The sequence below is a fragment of the Sporosarcina sp. P18a genome, from assembly GCF_002743135.1.
Classification (GTDB): domain Bacteria; phylum Bacillota; class Bacilli; order Bacillales_A; family Planococcaceae; genus Sporosarcina.
The window spans coordinates 191,179-214,252 of sequence record NZ_PDYQ01000003.1 but is presented as its reverse complement, the minus strand read 5'-3'; the positions used below and the strand labels follow the sequence as shown (position 1 = coordinate 214,252).

18 protein-coding genes and 1 other annotated feature are annotated in these 23,074 nt (G+C 40.6%); of the genes, 9 read left to right on the top strand and 9 right to left on the bottom strand.

Annotated features, from left to right (window positions below):
* Positions 1–125: 125 nt before the first annotated feature.
* On the bottom strand, positions 126–1,316 hold the full coding sequence (locus CSV75_RS10705) for a coenzyme F420-0:L-glutamate ligase (RefSeq protein WP_099675805.1): 1,191 nt from the start codon (positions 1,314–1,316) through the stop codon (positions 126–128).
* Between the two features lie 112 nt (positions 1,317–1,428).
* Here CSV75_RS10705 and CSV75_RS10700 point away from each other — a divergent pair, with 112 nt between their 5' ends.
* Positions 1,429–2,313, top strand: coding sequence for a LysR family transcriptional regulator (locus CSV75_RS10700; RefSeq protein WP_099675804.1), 885 nt, complete (start codon positions 1,429–1,431; stop codon positions 2,311–2,313).
* A gap of 91 nt (positions 2,314–2,404) precedes the next feature.
* Here CSV75_RS10700 and CSV75_RS10695 read toward each other — a convergent pair whose 3' ends face one another.
* The 5 genes from CSV75_RS10695 to CSV75_RS10675 form a co-directional block, all read right to left on the bottom strand.
* Positions 2,405–4,477: a catalase gene (locus CSV75_RS10695; protein WP_199171345.1), complete on the bottom strand. Its 2,073-nt coding sequence runs from the start codon at positions 4,475–4,477 to the stop codon at positions 2,405–2,407.
* Positions 4,478–4,533: 56 nt separating this feature from the next.
* Positions 4,534–6,210: an ABC1 kinase family protein gene (locus CSV75_RS10690; protein ID WP_233191660.1), complete on the bottom strand. Its 1,677-nt coding sequence runs from the start codon at positions 6,208–6,210 to the stop codon at positions 4,534–4,536.
* Between the two features lie 106 nt (positions 6,211–6,316).
* Positions 6,317–6,886: a manganese catalase family protein gene (locus tag CSV75_RS10685; protein WP_099675801.1), complete on the bottom strand. Its 570-nt coding sequence runs from the start codon at positions 6,884–6,886 to the stop codon at positions 6,317–6,319.
* A gap of 36 nt (positions 6,887–6,922) precedes the next feature.
* On the bottom strand, positions 6,923–7,186 hold the full coding sequence (locus CSV75_RS10680) for a spore coat protein CotJB (protein WP_099675800.1): 264 nt from the start codon (positions 7,184–7,186) through the stop codon (positions 6,923–6,925).
* Positions 7,186–7,401: a spore coat associated protein CotJA gene (locus tag CSV75_RS10675; protein WP_099675799.1), complete on the bottom strand. Its 216-nt coding sequence runs from the start codon at positions 7,399–7,401 to the stop codon at positions 7,186–7,188. Before CSV75_RS10675 ends, CSV75_RS10680 begins: the two co-directional genes overlap by 1 nt.
* 277 nt (positions 7,402–7,678) lie before the next feature.
* Here CSV75_RS10675 and CSV75_RS10670 point away from each other — a divergent pair, with 277 nt between their 5' ends.
* From CSV75_RS10670 to CSV75_RS10640, 7 genes are all read left to right on the top strand, one after another.
* Positions 7,679–8,926, top strand: a complete 1,248-nt coding sequence (locus tag CSV75_RS10670; protein WP_099675798.1) for an EAL and HDOD domain-containing protein — start codon at positions 7,679–7,681, stop codon at positions 8,924–8,926.
* A gap of 185 nt (positions 8,927–9,111) precedes the next feature.
* Complete coding sequence (locus tag CSV75_RS10665) at positions 9,112–10,797, top strand: BCCT family transporter (protein WP_099675797.1); 1,686 nt, start codon at positions 9,112–9,114, stop codon at positions 10,795–10,797.
* Positions 10,798–10,860: 63 nt separating this feature from the next.
* A complete protein-coding gene (locus CSV75_RS10660; RefSeq protein ID WP_099675796.1) occupies positions 10,861–11,637 on the top strand; it encodes an ABC transporter ATP-binding protein in 777 nt (258 codons plus the stop codon).
* Between the two features lie 120 nt (positions 11,638–11,757).
* A complete protein-coding gene (locus tag CSV75_RS10655; protein WP_233191647.1) occupies positions 11,758–13,206 on the top strand; it encodes a phospholipase D family protein in 1,449 nt (482 codons plus the stop codon).
* A 112-nt stretch (positions 13,207–13,318) separates the two neighbouring features.
* Positions 13,319–13,936, top strand: a complete 618-nt coding sequence (locus CSV75_RS10650) for an NAD(P)-dependent oxidoreductase (RefSeq protein ID WP_099675795.1) — start codon at positions 13,319–13,321, stop codon at positions 13,934–13,936.
* Between the two features lie 138 nt (positions 13,937–14,074).
* Positions 14,075–15,646 carry a sensor domain-containing diguanylate cyclase gene (locus CSV75_RS10645; protein ID WP_099675794.1) on the top strand — a complete coding sequence of 524 codons (1,572 nt, stop codon included), beginning with the start codon at positions 14,075–14,077 and terminating at the stop codon, positions 15,644–15,646.
* A 49-nt stretch (positions 15,647–15,695) separates the two neighbouring features.
* The gene (locus CSV75_RS10640) at positions 15,696–16,307 is read left to right on the top strand and encodes an SAM-dependent methyltransferase (protein ID WP_099675793.1); all 612 of its coding nucleotides are present in this window, start codon (positions 15,696–15,698) and stop codon (positions 16,305–16,307) included.
* A gap of 26 nt (positions 16,308–16,333) precedes the next feature.
* Here CSV75_RS10640 and CSV75_RS10635 read toward each other — a convergent pair whose 3' ends face one another.
* The 3 genes from CSV75_RS10635 to CSV75_RS10625 all read right to left on the bottom strand — a co-directional run bounded on the left by CSV75_RS10635 (position 16,334) and on the right by CSV75_RS10625 (position 21,187).
* On the bottom strand, positions 16,334–17,635 hold the full coding sequence (locus CSV75_RS10635) for a uracil/xanthine transporter (RefSeq protein ID WP_233191646.1): 1,302 nt from the start codon (positions 17,633–17,635) through the stop codon (positions 16,334–16,336).
* A gap of 176 nt (positions 17,636–17,811) precedes the next feature.
* Entirely contained in the window at positions 17,812–20,229 is a 2,418-nt protein-coding gene (locus CSV75_RS10630) for an EAL domain-containing protein (RefSeq protein WP_099675792.1), read from the bottom strand.
* 253 nt (positions 20,230–20,482) lie between these two features.
* On the bottom strand, positions 20,483–21,187 hold the full coding sequence (locus CSV75_RS10625; protein WP_099675791.1) for a pseudouridine synthase: 705 nt from the start codon (positions 21,185–21,187) through the stop codon (positions 20,483–20,485).
* Positions 21,188–21,361: 174 nt separating this feature from the next.
* Positions 21,362–21,581, top strand: a binding site (T-box leader).
* Positions 21,582–21,669: 88 nt separating this feature from the next.
* On the opposite strand from CSV75_RS10625, the gene CSV75_RS10620 reads away from it, so the two are divergent.
* Positions 21,670–23,052, top strand: coding sequence for an anthranilate synthase component I family protein (locus CSV75_RS10620; protein WP_233191645.1), 1,383 nt, complete (start codon positions 21,670–21,672; stop codon positions 23,050–23,052).
* Positions 23,053–23,074 lie beyond the last annotated feature (22 nt).

Below are 23,074 nucleotides of genomic sequence, written 5' to 3'. Positions count from 1 at the left end.
ATGCTCAATTCCTTTCTTTTGAACTTCACGTAAATTATTACCATTGTAGCATAGAAAGATCTGTTTATAATACATGACTGATAATATAAAGAAACACCTGTGAGTACGCTCACAGGTGTAATTTGTTAGTTTGTGAAGTTATCGAAATAGCCTTGAATAAAGACAATAGGTGTACCTTTGTCTCCGCTACCTGAAGTCAGGTCGGATAAGGATCCGATTAAATCCGTTAGCTTACGAGGAGTTGTTCCTTGTGACGCCATAGATCCCATTAAATTTGAATCTTTGTTCTCGATGAATTCGGACACAGCATTCTTTAATTCTTCTCCACGTAATTCAGAGAAATCATTATCGGCTAAGTATTTTAGTTTCACTTCATTTGGAATACCGTCAAGCCCGTCTGTGTATGCAGGGGATACGACTGGATCAGCCAGTTCCCAAATCTTACCCACTGGATCTTTAAACGCGCCATCTCCGTAAATCATTACTTCAATATGCTTGCCTGTTTCTTTTTTTAACATGTTCTGAATGTTATCCACTATAGGCTGACAGCTATGAGGGAACAATTTGATACTGTCCTCTTGCGCTTTGTTTGCGCCAAGTAATCCGAACTCTTCATTGTAGCCACTGCCGTCAATAGAAGTTCTCAAGATATCATCCAAACCGTAAATCTTTTCGGCACCGTTTGCTTCCAAAATGCGCTTTGTTCTGAAGCGTGTGTGAATATCGCAAGTCAATACAGTTTTCGTATAATCTAAAATCGTTCGCGCGTTATTCGAGAATATAACTTCATGTTCAACACCGAACTCGTCCATCAATGATTTATAATATTCAATATAGTCAACACCCGTGAATGGGTGTTTATTATCACCAAAATGTTCACGGAACTCAGCTTCAGTCAATACGTCAGTCCACGGGTTAACTCCCTTTTCATCTAGACGATCAAGCTCGACTAAGTGGTTACCCACCTCATCTGAAGGGTAGCTAAGCATCAAAACGATTTTCTTCGCACCTTTTGCAATACCGCGTAAGCAGTTTCCAAAGCGGTTACGACTAAGAATAGGGAAAATAACGCCAATAGTATCATTACCGAATTTCGCTTCAACATCTTTTGCGATATCATCGATTGTTGCATAATTTCCTTGTGCACGCGCTACAATTGACTCCGTGATGGATACAATATCTTTATCTTGAAAAGTAATATTCTCTTTTTTAGAAGCTTCTAATACACTATCCACTACGATCTGATCAATATTGTCGCCTTCATTAATAATCGGGCAACGTAATCCTCTAACAACCGTTCCTACAACTCTTCCCAAAACAATCGCTCCTTAGTGAAACTTAATTTGATCACTCTTCTTTGTATTATACCGTCCATTTATGATATAAGTAAAATTAATATACTTAATAGGGGATATAAGGAGGGTTTATATGTCAATTAACTTGGAGTGGTATAAAGTCTTCCGTACAGTTGTGCATAATGAAAGCTTCTCAAAAGCCGCCCGAAGTTTATTTATGACACAACCTGCTGTCAGTCAAATCATATCGCAACTTGAAAGGGCATTAGATACAACACTGTTCAATCGTACATCTAAAGGAGTGACATTGACCGATGAAGGCTCCTTGCTATACGAGTATGTCAATTCGGCACTAAATTTAATCGAGGCAGGCAATGAAAAGTTGCAGGAATTGAAGAATTTATCATCGGGTGAATTAAAAATAGGGGTAGGGGACACGATCTCGCGTTATTATCTGCTCCCCTATCTGGAAGCTTTTCATACGAGTTTTCCGGGTATCCGATTCAAAATTATAAATGGTACTACGTTAGAGCTAATCGCCGCGTTGAAATCTGGCGAAGTGGATATTGCAGTTTGTAATTTTCCAATAGAAGATGATTCGTTGGAGAAGCGTGTTTGTTTCGATGTGCAGGATACCTTCGTTTATGGCGAACGGTTTAAAAAGTTGTTTTTGAAACCTGTGCCTTTGCATGAGCTTTCGAGGTTGCCTTTGATATTACTAGAGTCGAAATCCAATTCGCGACAGTATGTAGAGGAGTTTCTGTTGAAGGAAGGTGTAAAGATTGATCCTGAATTTGAACTGGGGTCGCATGAGTTGTTGCTAGAATTTGCTCAAATTAATTTGGGCATTGCGTGTGTGGTGAAAGAATTCTCGGAAGAATACTTAGAACGTGGCATGCTACAGGAAGTAGAATTTCTGAAAGCCATACCTAAGCGGAGCATCGGTGTATGCTACCTAAAGGCAGTATCTTTATCACCAGCAGCCTCGAAGTTTATTGGCATATTGGAGAAGAAGTAGACAAGTAACACGTTACTAATTATTAACTTAAAACTGTGCATAAAAAGGCTGCCGCAAAAGTGGATCTTCTTGCGACAGCCTTAGTTTGTGATTATGCGTAAATATTACGATCCCAGAAACGGTGGTGTGCAACTGCCTCAACCCACTGCTTGCCTTCACCTGAAACCGTCAAGTCCGTCAGAATGCCAGGACCTGATTTGACTTTTGTCTTCTCCATCAACCCTTTAGCTGCTGGAGCAGAGCCGATTGGTTTGAAATGCATATACGCTTCATTGACGAAATCAGCGACATCCGCCTCGAACTTCTGTTGTTGCTTCGCCTGTCCGCCGACCACATACAACGCATCGTATAGGACGGAGTGAACTGTTAACAACGTTTCGTCTACATCGACTGTAGCTCCGTTCTTACCCGTCAGCTTGCCAAACTTCTCGCTCACAATATCAATCGTCATACCTGCATCCAATGAAGCTTTCAAAAATGACTCAAGTGCTTCATCGTCAAACTGGTCTGCGATCAATACCGCCACTGTACGAGTATCCGGCACCTTCACCATGTTTTCCTGACTAAGGGCAGGGGATGACTTAGATTCAGTGGACTGCGCAACATCTGTTGGTGCCTCGACACCCACTGCCTCAGCAACTTGGGTGGCCATATCCATATCGACATTAGCAAACATATCCACGGCTTGTTTTCTCACATTCATATCATTCACTTTTCCAATTTCAAAGCTGAATGCTGCGATGATATGCTCTTTTTCCGGGTCAGACATACTATTCCAAAATAAACGGGCTTGTGAAAAGTGGTCCTTAAACGAATCGCTTCGAGCTTGTACTTTGCGGCCCTCTACCTTCTCTTGGTAATGTACATATCCACCGTCTTCCCCGGGAGTCGTATCGGGTTTATTGTTGGATAAAGAATTTTTATGATAGTGAGTTTGTCCGACGTTGATCGTCTGTCTACCATATCCGTCACGCTGGTTATTATGGAACGGACAGACTGGTCGGTTGATAGGCAACTCATGGAAATTAGGTCCGCCAAGCCGTATTAACTGTGTATCTGTATAAGAGAATAATCTACCTTGTAGCAATGGATCGTTCGAGAAATCAATGCCCGGCACAACATTACCTGGATGGAATGCAACTTGCTCCATTTCTGCAAACACATTGTCTACATTGCGGTTTAACGTCATTTTCCCAATGATTTTTACCGGAATATCTTCTTCAGGCCATAGCTTGGTAGGATCTAAAATATCAAAATCAAATTTGAATTCATCTTTTTCTTCTAGTAATTGTACGCCAAGTTCAAATTCCACGAAATTTCCATTTTCAATCGATTCCCATAAATCACGGCGGTGGAAGTCCGGGTCTTTCCCGTTAATCTTCTGCGCTTCATCCCAAACTAATGAGTGGGCACCGAGCTTTGGCTTCCAATGAAATTTCACAAAATGAGCTTCACCTTGTTCGTTTACGAAGCGAAACGTGTGTACACCAAAACCTTCCATCATACGGAAGCTCCGTGGAATTGCACGATCGGACATTTGCCACATGACCATATGTGCGGATTCTTGATTATTCGCAACGTAATCCCAGAATGTATCATGTGCAGACGCAGCTTGCGGCATTTCATTATGTGGCTCAGGCTTCACAGCATGTATTAGGTCTGGAAATTTAATAGCGTCTTGAATAAAGAATACCGGTATATTATTTCCGACTAAATCATAGTTCCCTTCTTGCGTATAAAACTTCACAGCGAAACCTCGTGCGTCACGCACTGTTTCAGCAGAACCTTTACTTCCTGCTACACTTGAGAATCTGGTGAATACAGGAGTTTTGACGCCTGGTTCTTGTAAGAATCCTGCTTTTGTGTATTTCTTCATGGACTCATACACCTCGAATTCACCATGCGCTGCAAAGCCTCGTGCATGAACTACCCGCTCTGGAATTCGTTCATGGTCAAAATGCGTCATTTTCTCTCGGAAATGGAAATCCTCCATCAAAGTTGGACCACGCGTTCCTACTTTAAGTGAATGCTCATCCTCTGAAATCTTTAAACCTTGATTTGTTGTCATAGAATGTTTGTCGTCATATGCACGGAATGTCTCCAATTGTTTGTTTTTACTCTCTTCGTTTACTTGATGATCTTTCTTCACATAAAATCCTCCCATCGAAAAATAGTAATCTGCTTTTCTTATTCCCCAATTGCCGGGAGGTAAACAGAGGACTATATTCTTCCGGAACGAATGATGGAAAATAGCAGATAAATAAACATTAGCGATGCGATGATCGCGCCGACTTCAATAAGTGGCAATTTTAAGAAGAGCGCAGTTTGCCCAGCGATAGCAGAACCGATAATCAGTCCAACCATAAGAATACTAAACGCCAATAACACAATACTTAATGAAAGGCGGTTCGCAATTTTATCGAGTCGGCGAAATATGATATTCGTTTGCTTCAAGCCTACATCCAATTCTACTTTACCTTTTTGTATAGTTTTGATGGCTTTTTTCATATCGTTAGGCAATTCGGACAAAACTTCGGCATTCCTGATAAAAGTGTGCCAACCATTTTCCAGTAGGTAGCGTGGATCAAATTGTTTAAATACCATCTTTTTACCGTACGGTTCAATAGCTTTCATAATGCTGAATGAAGGATCCAACTTTCCTAGTACACCTTCAAGTGTAAGAATCACTTTGACAAGAATAGCGATTTCATTCGGTAAGCGTATTCGGTGTCGATAAGCGATTGAGAAAATTTCCATGAATACATCGCCTAACCTTAAATCCGTAAGTGACGTCTCGTAATACTTTCGCTGAATAATCTGCAAATCACGATATAATGCATCGGTGTTAGTGTTTTCATGCAAAATATTCATAGCTTCGAAGACATCGATTATTCTAGCAATATTACCTTTTTGCAATGCAATAAGTAAGGAAATGAAATGATAAGTCATTTCTTTACTTAGTTGGCCGACCATACCGAAATCTACATAATGAATAACGTTTCCAGGTGCAATGAAGATATTACCTGGATGAGGATCACCGTGGAAAAAGCCATTTTCCATTACTTGAGAAAGCATGGAATCCGCAATTCTTTCTGCAATAACTTGGCGATTATAGCCTTCGAGGTCCAGTTGACCGATATTGCTCACTTTAATACCGGTGACCAATCCTGTCGTTAAAACCACACGTGTAGTGTATTCATCGTACACAACAGGAACTTGAATAGTAGGGTCTTTTGCAAATTGTTGCGAGATTCGTTCTGCGTTACGACCTTCTAGTTGATAGTCTAGTTCTTCCCGTAGAGAATGAGAGAACTCATAAATTAAGTCTTTTATATGATACGCTTTCGCCCAGCCCATATTCTTCTCAAGAAATCCCGCCAAGTCGTTCAAGATTGCTAAGTCCGTATTGATCTGTTGTTGGATATTAGGCCGCTGTACTTTCACTGCTACTTGTTCACCGCTAGGCAAGCGAGCGGTATGCACTTGGCCTATGGAAGCCGAGGCAAGTGGTTTTTCATTGAATTCCAAGAAGAGTTCTTCAATTGTTCCGCCTAATTGATGTTCAATTATTTCTCTTACGACTTCAAATGGGAAGGACTCTACATGGTCTTGTAGTTTTTCAAGTTCTGAAGCAATTTCCTCTGGTACTAAATCACGACGGCCGCTGGCAATTTGTCCAAGCTTAACAAAAGTTGGTCCAAGTTGTTCCAATGCAGTTCTTAATTTTTTGCCAACGTGGTATAAATTTAGATCAACTTGTTCATCCGTAGAAGTAAACTTTCGATCGGTCAGTCCAAGTCGAAATAAGATATGACTGAATCCATTTCTCAAAAAGACATTAATAATTTCTTGTGAACGATGTGCGTTTTTCATTCTTCGTTTTAACAAAAAGAACACCTCCGTATCAACCCTCTCTACAAAAGATACCATTGAATCCCTGTTATTAAACACTAAAAAGGTCTCCTTCTCTCTATTGAAAAGAGAAAAAGGAGACCCTTTCATATTAGAAGATTTTTTTCCTGTCCCGTTCATCTTTCAAGATTTCGACCGCTTCGCGGAAACGCAGGGAATGCACGTTTTCTCTTTCTCTTAGAAATTTAAGAGAATCATTAATCCATGCATCGTCTGAGACATTGATGATCCATTGATACGTAGCGCGTGCTTTTTCTTCCGCTGCGATATCTTCATACAGATCAGCTATTGGATCTCCCTTTGCCTGGATATACGTAGTCGTGAAGGGTACACCGCCCGCATTTTCATAAAACAACGCATGGCCGTGATTGACGTAATGTGCCCCAAGTCCGGCTTCTTCAAGTTGTTCAGGGGTCGCATCTTTCGTTAATTTGTAAATCATAGTGGCAAGCATCTCCAAATGGGAAAACTCTTCAGTTGCAATATCATTCAGTACACCGATGACCTTATCAGGAACGGTGTATCGCTGATTCATATAGCGTAAAGCAGCAGCTAGTTCGCCATCTGCACCGCCATATTGCTCTGCAATGTATCTCGCAAGTTTTGGGTTACACTCTTTGACTTCTACCGGATACAATAACTTTTTCTCATAGACCCACATCAACATTCCCTCCAGTAACATAGTGCATATTTGAGACTACATTTGCCATGGCCAAGGTGCTTGGTTCCAGCGCCAGCCCGTATCTATTGCTTGTTCCGATGGTACGGAATGTAAGGAAAGCGGTCCGAAACGCTTTTCGTACATTTTTCTCAGACTTGCTGCTTCTTTAATGGCAAGTCGCCATTGCGTAAGTGCTTCCTGATCGTCAGGATGCGTGTTGGTGTAGAGTGTCAGTTCGACTACCACAAAATCGGCTTGCTGCACATTCTTCAACATGTCTCTTCGTTCAGTTGCATCCATTAGGAGATCCCCTCCCTTTTTGAATAGCCGTCAACTAGCGCTGGCCACAACGACCCATGTTGCAGGGCTTCAGCAGGTGAAAATTGTGGAAGTGACGCGGGTTGAAAATTCATGAAAAGCTGGGGCGGCAAGGAAAATGTTTTCACTACGACAGGTGGACACGGACCCCACGGAGAAATATACGGTTCATAACTTCCTCTGAACGTATCATCCATTCGTTATCAACTCCTCTTCGCAAGATATGTAATGATCTTATGGTGTATGACTAAAGATAATCCCTCCGTGTAACAAATAAAGTGATCTCGGTAATAGATAGCTCTTGGTATAGTTATATCTAATTAATATATTTATTAATAATGTGAATTCTAGTACAATAGAGGGAGTAATGAATTATCTGAATGATGAATCGTGGGAATATTCGGCTTCAGTAATAGCCTAAGATGAATACATATAATGAAGGAGACGTTCAAATGAAACACGGAGATGGAATAGATGGATGATTACTCCATATTTATCGGAAGACAGCCAATCTTAAATCGATCTGGAGAGATTTATGCATATGAACTATTGTATCGAAATAGCGAAGAAAACTTCTTTCCTGATATAAATCCTGAACAGGCTACAATCGGTCTATTGATCAATACTTTTCTCTCCGTTGGAATAGATCAGGTGACGAGTGGTGTGCGTTCGTTCATAAATTTTTCAGGCGAACTACTTGCGCAGGATATATTTATGAGTCTGAATCCTGATCAGGTAGTGATTGAGATTCTGGAAGACGTGGAAATAACGTCTGCTTTGTTACGTCGGCTAAAGATGTTTAAGGAAGCAGGATTTACGCTAGTGCTGGATGATTTTATTTTACAAGAACAATATGTTACATATTCACAGTTATTTGAACTCGTGGACATTATTAAAGTAGATTTCATACAAACGAGTATAGCGGAGAAACATCGCATCATCGCATTTTTGAAAAGATATCCATCGATTACTTTATTGGCAGAAAAAGTTGAGACGGAGGCTGATTACCAGCTTGCATTGAAGAGTGGTTATGATTTGTTTCAAGGCTATTTTTTCGCAAAACCCGACATTATTAAAGGTGCAGAAATTCCATCCAATACATTAACCCATCTGCAAATTATTAAATACTTCCAAAAGGATTCCCAGTCTCTCAATCAGTTATCCGATTTAATCATGCGCGATGTATCGATTTCCTATAAATTATTACGCTTTATAAACTCATTAGCTTTCGATATACCGCGCCAAATCAGCTCCATTAAGCAAGCGATTATGATGATCGGGTTAAATGAAACGAAGAAATGGCTACAAGTTTTGATGTTGCATGAGTTAGGTCAAGGTCTACAAGATGGCCGTGTTAAAGCACTGATTGAATTATCACTTCGTCGCGCACGGTCATGTGAACTGCTAGCGAAGTATAAAAGAAAACCAAATAAAGACGAATATTTTCTTACAGGTATGTTTTCATTAATTGACGCAGTAATGCAGCGTAAATGGGAAGAAGTTTTGCCATTACTATCTTTATCTGATGTCATTATGGATACGTTAAATGGCAAGCAAACTGATATAAGCCCTTACATGGAACTAATAGAAGCAGTAGAGCACTTTAATTGGGAATCAGTAGAGCGGATTTCACGTCAACTGGCAATCCCTAAAAAAGAACTAAGCGAAATTTTTCTACAAGCCTTGCACTGGTCGTACGGAATAGAGAATGAAGCACACTGAATACATATGTAAAAAGGCATTTTCTCTTGAAGATGTCTTTTTTGATGTGTAATATAGACTGTTATAATCTATTTGGTGATTTCTAATTCTGTTATTTATATAGGCAGAAGTACGTTATATCTCTGGAAATCGGGGTAAAGAGTGTAGTAAGAGAGTTACCAAATGAACACTAGGAGTCGATAAGTTTGGACAAAAAGTTCTGGAAAAATCCCGTGTTCTCTATTTCTGCCGTATTTATTCTTATACTCGTCGTATTAGGAGCGACTAGACCTGGACGGTTTGGTGTGGTTTCCGAAAGGCTCTTTCATTTCACGACAGATAACTTTGGATGGTTCTATTTACTTGCTGTATTTATTGTCATTATATTTTTAGTTGGATTGACAATTAGTAAATTTGGAGCTATTCGCTTGGGTGGAGATTCAGAACGCCCAGAATATCCATTTTTCACGTGGATTGGCATGCTCTTTTCCGCCGGTTTCGGCGTAGGGCTAGTGTTCTGGGGTGTGGCGGAACCAATGAGTCACTATTTCAAGTCACCTATTGCAGGTATTGAATCAAATACGGAAGAGGCAGCACGTATTGCGATGGGGTATTCTTTCTTCCACTGGGGCATTTCACAATGGGCCATCTTTGGTATAGTAGGGCTGGTTATTGGGTTTCTCCAGTTCCGGAAGAAGAAGGACGGTTTGATTTCAACGGCGCTTGAGCCTTTGATCGGAAGTAATCGTCACATGAAGACAGGTATCGATTCATTTGCGGTGATAGCAACTGTCATGGGTATTGCTACTTCATTGGGTATGGGAGTCTTACAGATGAGTGGTGGACTAGAGTATGTCTTTAATATTAAGAGTACGTTTACGATTCAACTGTTGATCATTGCCGTGGTATTCGTTGCATACATGACGTCCGCAGCGTCAGGCCTAGGTAAAGGCATTGCATATCTAGGTAACTTCAACTTGGGTATGGCGATTGCATTATTACTATTCTTCTTTTTGGTTGGACCGAAAGTATTTATATTGGAAACCTTTACGCTGGCGATTGGAGATTATATTAATAACTTCATTACGTACAGTTTACGTCTTCAGCCTTATCAAGGCGGCACGTGGGTGAAAGATTGGACTATTTTCTACTGGGCTTGGACGATCGCTTGGTCTCCTTTCGTTGGTGCATTCGTTGCACGTGTATCGAAGGGACGAACAATTAGGGAATTCATCATGGGTGTGATGGTCATTCCACCAGCATTTTCTTGTATGTGGATTGCAACACTCGGTGGAACTGCACTATACAGTGATTTGCGTAATGGTACACAAATCGCACAAGAAGTAGACAAGGATGTCACGTCAGCTATTTTCGCGACGCTTCAACACTTGCCGATGACGGGTATCGTATCGTTTTTGGCGATTGTGCTAATTTTCACGTTTTTGATTACGTCCGCTGACTCAGCAACGTATATTCTAGCAAGTATGACAACGCGAGGCAGTTTATTCCCTCCATTAATTGTAAAGTTCATCTGGGGATTCCTAATGACTGCAATTGCGGCTACATTATTGTATGCAGGTGGGTTGGAAGCTTTGCAATCAGCGTCACTCGTGTCTGCTTTGCCATTTACCTTCCTTCTTCTATTACTGATCTTCTCATTGGCAAAACTGCTAGCCAGGGAACCGATTACGGTCAGACCGACAGATATTCGCCAATTTGAACATGTAGAAGGCGAAGTCAAGAAAAAACGTAAACGGAAAGAAAGTGAAAAAGAAAAGAGAGCACGCAGAGAAGCAGAAAGGGCAAGAAGAATAAAAGAGAAAAACGATAGAAAATATCAAGAGCTAGAAAAGAAAAAGTATATTGAAGTAGAGAAAGAAAAGAACAAATAGAAAAGGCCGGTTCGTAGCGTTTTTAGCACGAACCGGTCTTTTATCACAGAGAGGAGAATATGTGTGGCGATTGTAAAAGTTAAAGACGTTCAATTTAATAGAGACGATAATCGAATCTTGCAAGGTATAACTTGGGAAATTGAGCAAGGGCAGCAGTGGGGGATGCTTGGCTTGAATGGCTCGGGTAAGACATCGTTATTATCCATTATTTCTACATATGAAATCCCTTCCAGTGGTGAAGTAGAGGTGCTAGGCAAACAGTTTGGAAGCGCATATTTACCTGAATTACGTAAAAAGATCGGCTTTGTCAGTAGTTCATTGGAAAGATTCTCTGATTACTTCTGGAATGAATCGATAGAGCGAATTATCATCAGTGGTAAATATGCGAGCTTCGGCATTTATGATGAAATTAAAGCAGAAGACTGGGTACGTGCCGATTATTTAGTAAAGGATTTTCGTTTGAACCATGTGAAAGGAAAGAAATTCAGACTTCTTTCTGAAGGTGAAAAACGTCGTGTGCTGATCGCACGCGCTTTGATGGGTGATCCAGAACTATTGATTTTGGATGAGCCGTGTTCTGGGTTGGATGTTTTGGCAAGAGAGCAATTTCTTGATTCGCTTGAAATAGCTGCGAAACAGAATGTGCATCTCGTTTATGTCACACATCATATAGAAGAACTCGTGCCCGAAATTACCCATGTACTATTACTGAAAGAAGGAAAAGTTGTAGCCAATGGCCCTAAAAAAGAAGTTTTGACAGATGAATTGCTATCAGAAACGTTTCAAGTTCCTGTAACGATCGAGTGGCATGCTGAACGACCTTATATTTCAATGAAATAATGATAATCTATACAGTTTATTGCAAGATCGAGCGGGAATATTATAGTACATGTCATATCGCAATGCGAAACGTTTAGAAACATGTACATCAAAAGAGCTAGAGAATGGGGGAGAAAGCTTGTGGCGACAGAGAAACGCAGAATGACCAAAAAGCGTATAGCTTCCTATGCATTACTTTTCGTTGCATTGCTCTACATGGGTGTCATGCTTTGGCACACGTATAAGCCATTGCCACCCGGTATTTCCTATAAAGGAGAACTTCATCAAGTAGAAAATGTGGAGTTCATTTATGATTTAACGTACTCCAAGACGAAGTCGAAAGATCACTACAAATCAGAATTACGTATTTTCGATGAAGTATTTCGAATGATTGAAGATGCGAAAGAGTTTATTGTACTCGACTTCTTTTTAATGGACGACTACTATGATGAAAAAGAAGACTTTCCTCAAATTGCAGACCAACTAACGGATGTACTCGTCAAGAAAAAGAAAGAATTTCCGGACATGCCGATTGTCTACATAACTGATCCAGTAAATACCGGCTATGAATCCTATGAGTCTGAATGGTTTAAAGCATTGGAAAAGGCGGGTGTACAAGTAGTATATACAGACTTGGAACCATTACGTGATTCGATGCCTCTATACTCAGGTGGATACCGTATCTTTCTTCAGTGGTTTGATTTTAACGGAAAAAATCGTTTTCCTAATTTCCTAGCAAGTGATGCGCCTGATGTAAAATTTTCATCTTATTTGAAGTTATTGAACGTTAAAGCAAATCATCGGAAAACACTCGTGACAGATCAAGCGGCATTAGTTACGTCCTCTAATCCTCACGCTGCTAGTGGGCGACACGGTAATGTGGCATTCAAAGTGAAAGGCCAAGTCCAGAATGACATATTGGAATCGGAAGAAGCCGTGCTTCAATATTCATCGGGTGGAAAGTTGCCACGTATTCAAGCGGAAGAACAAAAAGGACCTTATCAAGTTCAGTACTTGACCGAAAGCAAGGTTATGGATGCCTTGGTGAGTGATATTGAAAAAGCAAAGAAAGATGATGTGATCCGTATGGGGATGTTTTATCTTTCAGAGCAGGAAGTGATCCGTCCGTTAGAAGAAGCAGCTAATCGTGGTGTCAATGTGGAGATTGTCTTAGATCCGAATGAAAACTCATTTGGTAGTAAAAAATCTGGTTTACCTAATCGTCCGGTCGTCCAAGAGATTAGGGAAAATACAGATGATAAAATTAACGTGCGTTGGTACAATACCGTAATTGGTCAATATCACACCAAGTTGGTAACGGTTCAGACCGCAGACAAAACGTATATTACGAACGGATCCTCCAATATAACAGAGCGCACATTGCGTGATTATAACCTGGAGGCGAATTTACGAATTATAGCACCTACAGACAGCGAGCTGACCGATGAAATCAATGCGTATTTTCATAGGATATGGAATAACGAAGATGCGTTATACACTCTGGATGTAGAAGAATACCAAAATAGCCTGACATTCTTCCAGCGTGGAGTTTACGCACTGCAACGTTGGGCCAAGCTTACAACATATTAAAGTAGAAAAAGCATCGTACACTATTCGCGATGTATCAATCATATTTGACGTAATGCACGAACATGAAACATGAAGAGTTTCTAACATGAATAAACGATAGGAGATGTAGTAGATGAAAATTGTACTATTTGGCGCAACAGGCCGAACAGGTAGTGAGATTGTTCGTCGTGCATTAACTGACGGACATGAGATCACGGCATTGGTTCGATCACCTGAGAAGTGCAAACCTCAAGAAAAACTGACGATCATTGCAGGAGACGTACGGAACCCCGATGCAGTAAAAAAAGCAATGGCGGGTGCCGATGCAGTCGTCAGTGCACTGGGAACTGACAAAACCACTACATTAACAGAAGCAATGCAAGCCATTATTGAAGGAATGAAGGAATATGGCATCAAAAGAATCGTCACAATTGGGACGGCAGGGATATTGAATAGTCGAACAGAACCATCCAAGTTACGCTATCAATCGAATGAATCCCATCGTAAATTGACATTTGCGGCGGAGGAGCACCATAAAGTATTTACTATGTTGAAAGATTCTGGCTTAGATTGGACGATAGTTTGCCCAACCTATTTACCAGATGGGGAAGCAGTCGGCAATTATCGGACGGAAAGAGAGTACTTACCGATTAACGGCACCCAGATCTCTACCGGTGATACTGCTGCGTTCGCTTATAATGAACTATCGAAACAAAATCATAAGGGATTCAGAGTAGGTATTTCCTATTAAGAAATGTCGATGAGAGTGGGAATACATTCTAATTACTGGTATATATTGTATTAAAAATGAAGAAAACCTCATAACTTCTCTTCGCTCTATGGTATAATAGGAGGATAGCACCACAGGGAAAAGGAGAATAGGAAACAAATGAGATGGTCCTTGAAAACCTTGATTCAAGTCGTGGCAATACTGGCAATTGTGTTGACCTTTCTAACGAGTACTACGGTGGCATATCAAGTGCATAAAAAAAACTTAATAAAGTCAACTCTCGAAACGAACTACGCATATGTCCAAAAATTGACTTCTACTACAGATACGTATTTACGTGAAATATTAAACACGTTAGAAGTTAATGCAGAAATCGTGGTTCCGCTACTTAAGGAACCTTCTTCACAAATGCAAATGAATGCGTTGACAGAGCGGATTAGATTGGAAACAAATACATTTGATTCTGTTGCGATTGTTTCTACAGAAGGGATCCTACTAAGTACGTCCACTCCGAGCCTTGAGTTGCTTGGGGAGAAGTTGACGTCAATTGGGGCAATACAAGCTCTGAAGGAAAAGCGAAAAATAATCTCTCAGCCTTACGTTGGAATTGAAGGAGAACCGATTATATTCATCAGCGTCCCACTCTTTGAAGGTAGCGAGTATAAGGGGTTTTTAGGAGGAGCTATTTATCTCAATAAGCCCAATATATTAGAGAAACTTCTAGGAAGCCATTATTATGAAAATGGTTCATATGTTTATGTAGTAGATTATGCTGGGAAACTAATTTATCATCAAGAAAAAGGGCGCTTGAATGAGGATGTTTCGAGCAATCCAGCGGTTCAGAAAGTAATTACAGGAGAAAGTAATTATACACAGCTAATCAACACAAAAGGAATAGCCATGTTAGCCGGATATGCCTATATTCCTATTGCCGAATGGGGAATCGTCTCGCAAACACAACTGGACACTTCTGTTGCTCCAGCGAAAGAAATGGTGCTAGAAATGGCATTGAAATCTCTGCCGTTACTACTTCTTTCGTTTTTCTTGGTTAGATATTTTTCAAGAAAGATTGCTTTGCCTCTTCAAAAGTTGGCATACTATACAGAAAGTAGTACAGAGTCTGATCAAAAAGAAAAAATGGAAATGATCTCCGATTGGTACTACGAAGCAAGACAATTAAAAGGAGCTATGTTACATAGTTTGGATTACTTCAAAAACGAGATGAACTACTTCATTCATGAATCAACAACTGATCCTTTAACGAAGTTACCGAATCGCCGCATGATGGATAGCTATATGAGGCAATGGGTAGACGAAGGAACGCCATTCGCTCTAATTATTTTTGATATTGATAAGTTTAAACGTGTCAATGATCGCTACGGTCATGCGGTTGGTGATAAAGTACTGATTTACTTGGCGGACTTGATGCAACGAACAATTCGTGAGCAAGATATTTGTTGCCGCTACGGTGGTGAAGAATTCGTCATCTTATTACCGAAGTCGGATAAAGTTACGGCTTATCTGACCACGGAACGCCTTCGTGAAAAGTTGGAAGACACAGTCAGTCCTTGCGGTGAAGTCATTACAATTTCAGCCGGGGTAGCTGCTTATCCACTTCATGCAAACCATCCGGCCCGACTTATTGAGTTGGCTGATCAAAGACTGTATGAAGCCAAACGTACAGGACGTAATAAGACCATCGTCGTTTCCGATGAACCTCGGCATGAGTAATATGTCGAGGTTTACTTTACTGTCAGATCACTAGAAAGGGGATAGAGCCATGCCGGAGCACTCTATGGATAAACGCTTACACATCCAAACACTTGGTATTAGAGAGTGGATTCATCAGTCTGCTCATTATAATCGTTATGAAGCAACGCCTTACGAAGTGCTAGACTATTTATTTGCCGAACATGATCTCCTAAAAGAGGGGAGCTTGATCGACTTTGGCTGTGGAAAAGGAAGAGTACCTTTTTATGTAAATCACCTCTTTTGTTTGGACACGATAGGTATTGAAATGAATAGTGTGTTACACCAAAATGCAATGACCAACTTAATGGATTATCGGCAAGCCTTTCCTAAGAGACCAGGATCTATTTCATTTGAATGCTGTATAGCGGAGAGTTACATCATTCCGGCAGATGCCGTGACATTCTACTTTTTTAATCCATTTTCTTTGGATATTTTTCGTACTGTAGTTCAACGGATTGTAAAGTCAGTTGAAAACTCTCCTCGTACATTGGAAATCATTCTATATTATCCGACTGATGAATATGTTTATTTCTTGCATCGTCACCCATTATTCGAAAAAATAGCGGAGATACCGATAACACATTTGCAAATTCACGACAAAGCAGAGCGTTTCTTAGTCTATACATACAAACAGCCCTGATCATGTAGATCAGGACTGAACTTTATTCACGTAGAATGACCGAACCGCTGAGCAATCCAGAAAATTAATTCCATCAAAAGTGCAGCTAAGATGCCTACTAGCAACCCGCTTGATAATAGAGGTTGAACGAGCTCAGGAAGTGAAGAAAACACAGTGGCTGGCAGTGTCATGATGGATAACCCAAGAAGTGCAGGTAATGCGACCCGATATATAGTTTTAGGTTCGAATGTTAATCCTTCCACGTTGCGCAAAGCAGACCGGAATAACTGTAAGTATGCTACAAATAATACCGTGTTTCCGACGCTTTGAGGGATAGTCGAAAAAAATGCACTTAACGGTGGTACGAGTCCGAGTATGATAAACAGTATGGACCCGAGAAAGAATGGAGCTCTGTCCTTTATTCCGCTGGACTGCAGAAAGCCGATAGATGATGCATAAGGTGCATACGGAACGAGGCCTAACGCACCTGCTCCGATATTCATTCCACCTGTAATGAGAAATGAAGTTTTATACTGTGTTTTAGTAGTTTCTTTTTCATATATATCTTCCGCACCTTTTAGGGTAGCGATTGTATTCGTCGTATTCAATAAACCTGTAATGACCACTGTAATTACGATACCGATCTCAAGTGTCGGTTCACCCCAGGGAAACCATTGGATAAACGGTGTGGTTTTTATCGTTTCAGTAGCTACTTGCGGAAAAATCAGCACAGCACTAATCCAACCGACCGACATACCGATAAGCAAATTCAAGCTACTGATGATTCCTTTTCCTTTCACATGAACCAGAATTGTCAGACCCGCTAGAGCGAATGAAAATATAGTTTTCGATAAACTGATGAATTCACCGTCATTGAGACCAATCATTCCTTTTAAGAAAATGGTAATCAACTGATTAGCCAACAATAGTAAAAACACGAACATGACAGTAGGTGTAAACCATTTCTTCAGAATATCACCCATGCCGAGCATGCCAAGTGTAGCTACCAGTACACCGGAAATCATGGCGCCTACTGCAATACTACCTCCAACTGTAGTTAAGCTTAAGCCCATTGCACTCGCAGTTCCGGCCAAGCTGAGTACTACGCCCCACCATAAACCTGACTGACCTTCCATCAATGCCAATCGATGTCCAAATGCTCCTTGCAGTAAACAAGCAATTCCCGTAAAAATAAATGAGCGCTGTATAGCAGAGACAATTTCTATTTGCTCAAGCTCAAAAGCAGTACCGACTGAAATAGGGATTACAACTGTATTGGCGAACATAAAGAACAACCATTGAAATCCGGCTAACGCAGTAATTGAATACCGCATTTGTGTAGAACGCATTCACATCTCTCCCTGTAGATATCTTTGTATGTCAAAAGAATTGAAATATAAAGAAAACTATAGCACAAAATTAATAGGAAGAATAATATTTCTAGTAGTACCGTGATGAAAATGTAATTTACTGACAACCGCACATACTAGTAATAGCCAACAGACGTCTGTCTGCTGGCTACCTTTTACGATTTTATATTAGTAAGTAACAGTAAAAGTTCGTTAGGAGGTACCGGTCGGGAATACAAGAAACCTTGTGCTTCATCACATTCAAGTTTCTTGAGAAATTCGGCCTGTTCGCAAGTTTCGACTCCCTCAGCAATTACTCGTAAATGTAAGTTCTTAGCCAAATCAATAATAGCTTTGACAATAACCGAATTTGAATGCAGTTCTCTGACAAAAGATTGATCAATTTTAAGATGGGTCAGAGGAAACTTAGATAAATAACTTAATGAAGAATAGCCTGTTCCGAAATCATCGATACTAATTTTAATGCCGATAGCACGCAGCTCTTGTAAAATACTTTGGCAATAGACCACGTCAGATGTCATACTCTCTGTAATTTCAATATTCAAATATTGTGGTTGCAGGCCCGTTTTATGAAGTGTGTCTTTAACATCTGCCACGAAACTAATACTTTTAAACTGACGTAACGAAACATTTACGCTCATTAATAGTGAAGTGTAGCCTAAGTCTTGCCACTCTTTCGCCTGTCTACAAGCAGTCTCTAGCACCCACAAACCAATCGCCAGAATCATGCCAGTTTCTTCTGCTATAGATATGAATTGTCCGGGAGGTATCATACCTCTAGAAGGATGTTGCCAACGTACCAATGCTTCTACACCAATTATATTTCCTGTGTTAAATTCATATTGTGGCTGGTAATGCAATGACAATTCTTTTTTATGGAGTACTTGACGTAATTCCATCTCAATTAACGTTCGTTCCATTAAGTCTTTATAAAGCTCTTCTGTGAAAAATTGATAGGTACTTTTACCCGATTGTTTGGCTAAATACATAGCGGAATCCGCATTACGAATAAGCGTATCGTATTCTGCCCCATCGTCTGGAAACATGCTGATTCCGATACTCGGAGCAATAAAAATTTCTAAGTAATCGATAAGGAAGGATTTTGATACTTCATCGACGATTCGCTGGGCGACCATTTGGGCACCTTGTTTCGTCATAGAAGAACACAATATAAGAAATTCGTCTCCACTAAGTCGACCGACCAAGTCATTTTGTCTAACGAGTGTTTGTAATCTTGCCCCAACCGCTTTAAGCAGTTGATCGCCTACATAATGGCCCATGGAATCATTAATATTCTTAAATCGATCCAAGTCCATATAAAGTAGGGCAAAAGGTTCCTGGTTGTTTACACGGGTCTCAATCAAGTCTTCTACTGTCTGTTTTAGTAACCTTCTATTTGGTAATCCAGTTAGGTGGTCGTGAAATGCCATATGTTCGACTAAACGTTCAGCTTCTTTCCGATCGGTAATATCACTGGCGGTACCGACAACTTCGACTACATTCTCACCTTCAAAAATAGGAGAGAGATAAACTAGAAAGGTTCTGGAATGATAGTCAATTTCAAACTGTCCAACCCGGCCGAGTAAAGCCCCAAGAAGCTGTCGCTTAAATGTAGACGAGTTAAATGTATTATTGGAGATGAGCTGATTAAGTGTGTTTGCAGTGACGCCAAGTTGTTCGGCTACTTTTCCTTCTAGTAATGTAATATTGATTTGATTATTTTCATCAAAAGAGTATTTAAATATAGCATTTTGAAGATTTTTTACGGTCATTGTAAAATCATTTTTTAATGCCAATTCCAATGACTTTTCCGCTTCCATCTGAGATGTCACGTCTTGGCGTATAGAAATGTATTGAAACGGCTTACCATCGGGACCAATGAATGGAACGACAGTAGTATGGACCCAATAAAACCTTCCAAACTTAGATTTATTACGGATCACGCCTCTCCATACTCGACCGGACTGAATCGTTTCCCACATATCCGCAAAGAAGCTTTTTGGATGTGTACCCGAGTTGACTACCCGATGCGTTTTGCCGATCAGTTCCCTACGTGAGTATTCCGAAAGGGTACAGAAATGGTTATTGACATATGTAATGACGCCTTGCGGATTGGTAATAACCACTACTGCTGATTCATCCAGTGCATATTTAAAGTTTTGCAAGTCTGCACGTGTTTTGACGTATTCGTTTGACACCAGTTTTGATCCAGTTACATCAATATCGAGAGAGAGATAACCCGTTAAGTTTCCTGCAGTATCATACATGGGTACAATGGTGGTATCTAACCAGTGTACTGTACCTGACTTAGAGTAAATCTGTATAGCTACTTGATAGACGGCATTGTGGATAAAGTGCTTTGTAAGCACATGAAGTGTCTCTTTAATAGAGATCTCTTTATTTAACTTTCCCCACGTTCTACCTATTAACTCATCCTCGCTATAACCTGTCAGCTCACAAAAGTTCTGATTTACATAGGTGAGATGGCCACTTAAGTCGATGAGTGAGATGCAGAACTTTTCATCTAGTAGTGTGGATAAATGTGAAGAAATACTAGGAGTATATAACGGCATATATGCACAACCTTTCTTTTAAAAAAGTTAGGTAAATAGAATAGTCCTTAATTTGATAGTAGAAATTTATAAAGTTATATAAAAATACCTAATAGGTAGAAATAAATATATTAACTGTCTGATTATAGCACGAATGAGAGAGTTTTGAACTAGTTTTCGAAGGAAATATATGTAGGTTATTAGAGCTGTTGTAAATATCAGAGCATTGCATAGAAAAAAGACCATGGAAGCTTTGTGGGGCCTCCATGATCTTTTATCTTTTCGGTTCGTAATGAAGTGTTTTAAACAACTTCTTTCGTTCTGCATCTGTTAGTTCACGCCATTCCCCAATGGCAAGATCGCCGAGTTCAATGGTAAGGATCCGCACACGTTGCAAGCGGCGTACATGATAGCCAAGCGCTGCACACATTCTGCGGATTTGACGATTTAAACCTTGTGTTAAAATAATAGAAAAAGTTTTAGGACCGAGTTTTTTCACCGTACAAGGTTTCGTTACGGTATCGAGAATCTTCACTCCATTTTCCATTTGTGAAATAAATGAGGCGGTTAGGGGACTATCCACAGTCACGATGTATTCCTTTTCATGCCCGTATTCTTCCCTTAGGATTTCATTGACGATATCGCCATCGTTCGTTAATAGTAATAAACCGTCGGAATCTTTGTCTAAACGTCCGATGTGGAAAATTCTTAATGGGTGGTTAACAAAGTCTACAACATTACCTTCAATATGACGTTCTGTTGTACTAGTGATACCTACTGGTTTATTAAGTGCAATATACACTAACTGCTCTTCTTGTTCGACTAGCTTGCCATCGACTTCTACTTGATCGCCTGCCTCGACTTTACTTCCGAGTTCCGCGAGTTGTCCGTTGATTTTCACACGACCGTCAGCAATCCACTGATCTGCACCTCGTCTGGATACAATACCTGCACCACTAAGAAATTTATTGATCCGCATATAGATTCTCCTCCCGCACTTGTTACACTAAGCTAATTATAGCATTTTTCCCGTAAGAAATTGTTGACATTAAAGATTCAGCATATTAAGATAAATATAATAACTAGATGGACAGAAGGTTTCGATAGCGGAATCGTCCCGGCAGATAAGATGAGTTAGCAGAGAAGAGAATAGCGAAAAGATAGGAATAAGAAGAGTAGCGATTGCATGTGCTTCCTAGAGAATCAGTGGTTGGTGAAAACTGATACACATCGTTCGTGAATGGACTTATGGCAGCTGTTTTGATAAAAAACAGACGTTTGCCCGCGTTAAGGGCAGTGTGAAAACACATAAAGTGGGAGTGCTTCGGTGCTTCAATTTGAGGTGGCAACGCGGTTACATAATCGTCCTCTGCAACAGGCTAACTGGCTCTGTTTGCAGAGGGCTTTTTCTATTTAACCAGACGAATTATACAACAGTCCATAGAGAAGAGGAGAATGATCATGATGACAGAGCAGAAGAACTTACGGGTAACGACGCGAAAGATTGAAGGAGATTCCTTAACCCCTATTTTGATATTTAGAAGATTGAAAGGAAATCATAAGTTCCTGTTGGAGAGTTCTTCGCAAGCAGATGGGTCAGGGCGGTATTCATTCATTGGACTGAATCCCCAAAAAGCCTATCGTGGTCGGGATGGTGTAGTAGAAGAGATCGTCTACTCAACGAATAGAACATATACGCACGAAGGGGATCTCTATACTTTATTGAAGCGCCTCATGCCTCGTATTACGGAAGATGCAGGATTTCCGTTTACAGGCGGTGCGGTTGGTTATGTAGGATACGGTGCAGCTAGAAATGGTGAACAGCGAACAGCTGATGATCTTCAGGTGCCGGATGTCTACTTTAATATTTATGACACCATCGTCATCTATGACCATCAATTGCATGAAGTGACGTTACTGCATACAGAAATCAATCCGGTATACGAAGCGCCTGACTTAGACGCTATCGAAGACATGATTGTGAATGGTTCCGTCGATAAAGAGGATAGTGTTTCACTTTCTGATTATCGTTGTGCCATCTCTAAAGAAGAGTTTGAGCGTCGTGTCCAAATTGTTATTGATGCGATTAAAGAAGGACAGGCGGAACAAGTCGTTTTGTCACGTCGCTTTGAAGCAGATATTACAGGTGACCCATTTGCGTTGTATCGTAAACTGCGCCGCCGCAATCCATCTCCATATATGTATTACATGGAGTTCGAAGATCATACGGTAATCGGGACGTCACCAGAAAGTCTCGTCCGTGTCACTGGAGATAAAGTATTGACAAATCCGATTGCGGGCACGCGCAGAAGAGGACGAGATCAAGCGGAAGACAAAGCGCTCGAAATCGAATTACGCCATGATCCGAAAGAGCTGTCCGAACACGATATGCTAGTGGAAGTAAGTAAGGGAGAATTGCAACAAGTCTGTCGTCCCGAAACGATTGAAGTCTCAAATTACTTGGAAACAGTTCGCTATGAACATGTTATGCACTTAGTTTCTGAGGTGACGGGTGACCTTGCACCAGGCTTACATGCGTTGGATGCACTGAAAGCGACAATGCCAGCAGGCACTGTAACAGGTTCCCCTAAATCGGTTGCTATGGATATGATTGATGAACTAGAAGACCAGCATCGCGGAATTTACGGTGGCGCCATCGGGTACATTGGTCTAAACGGGAATATCGACTTCGCATTGACGATTCGTACAATGCTTGTAAAAGAAGGCAAAGCGTATATTCAGGCAGGTGCCGGGATAGTAGAGGCTTCTGTACCTTCATTAGAATATAAAGAAACGTCCAATAAAGCCCGTTCTTTACTAGAAGCAACGGAAATGACAAAGTGATTGCCTAGGTTCAAGCCGTGCC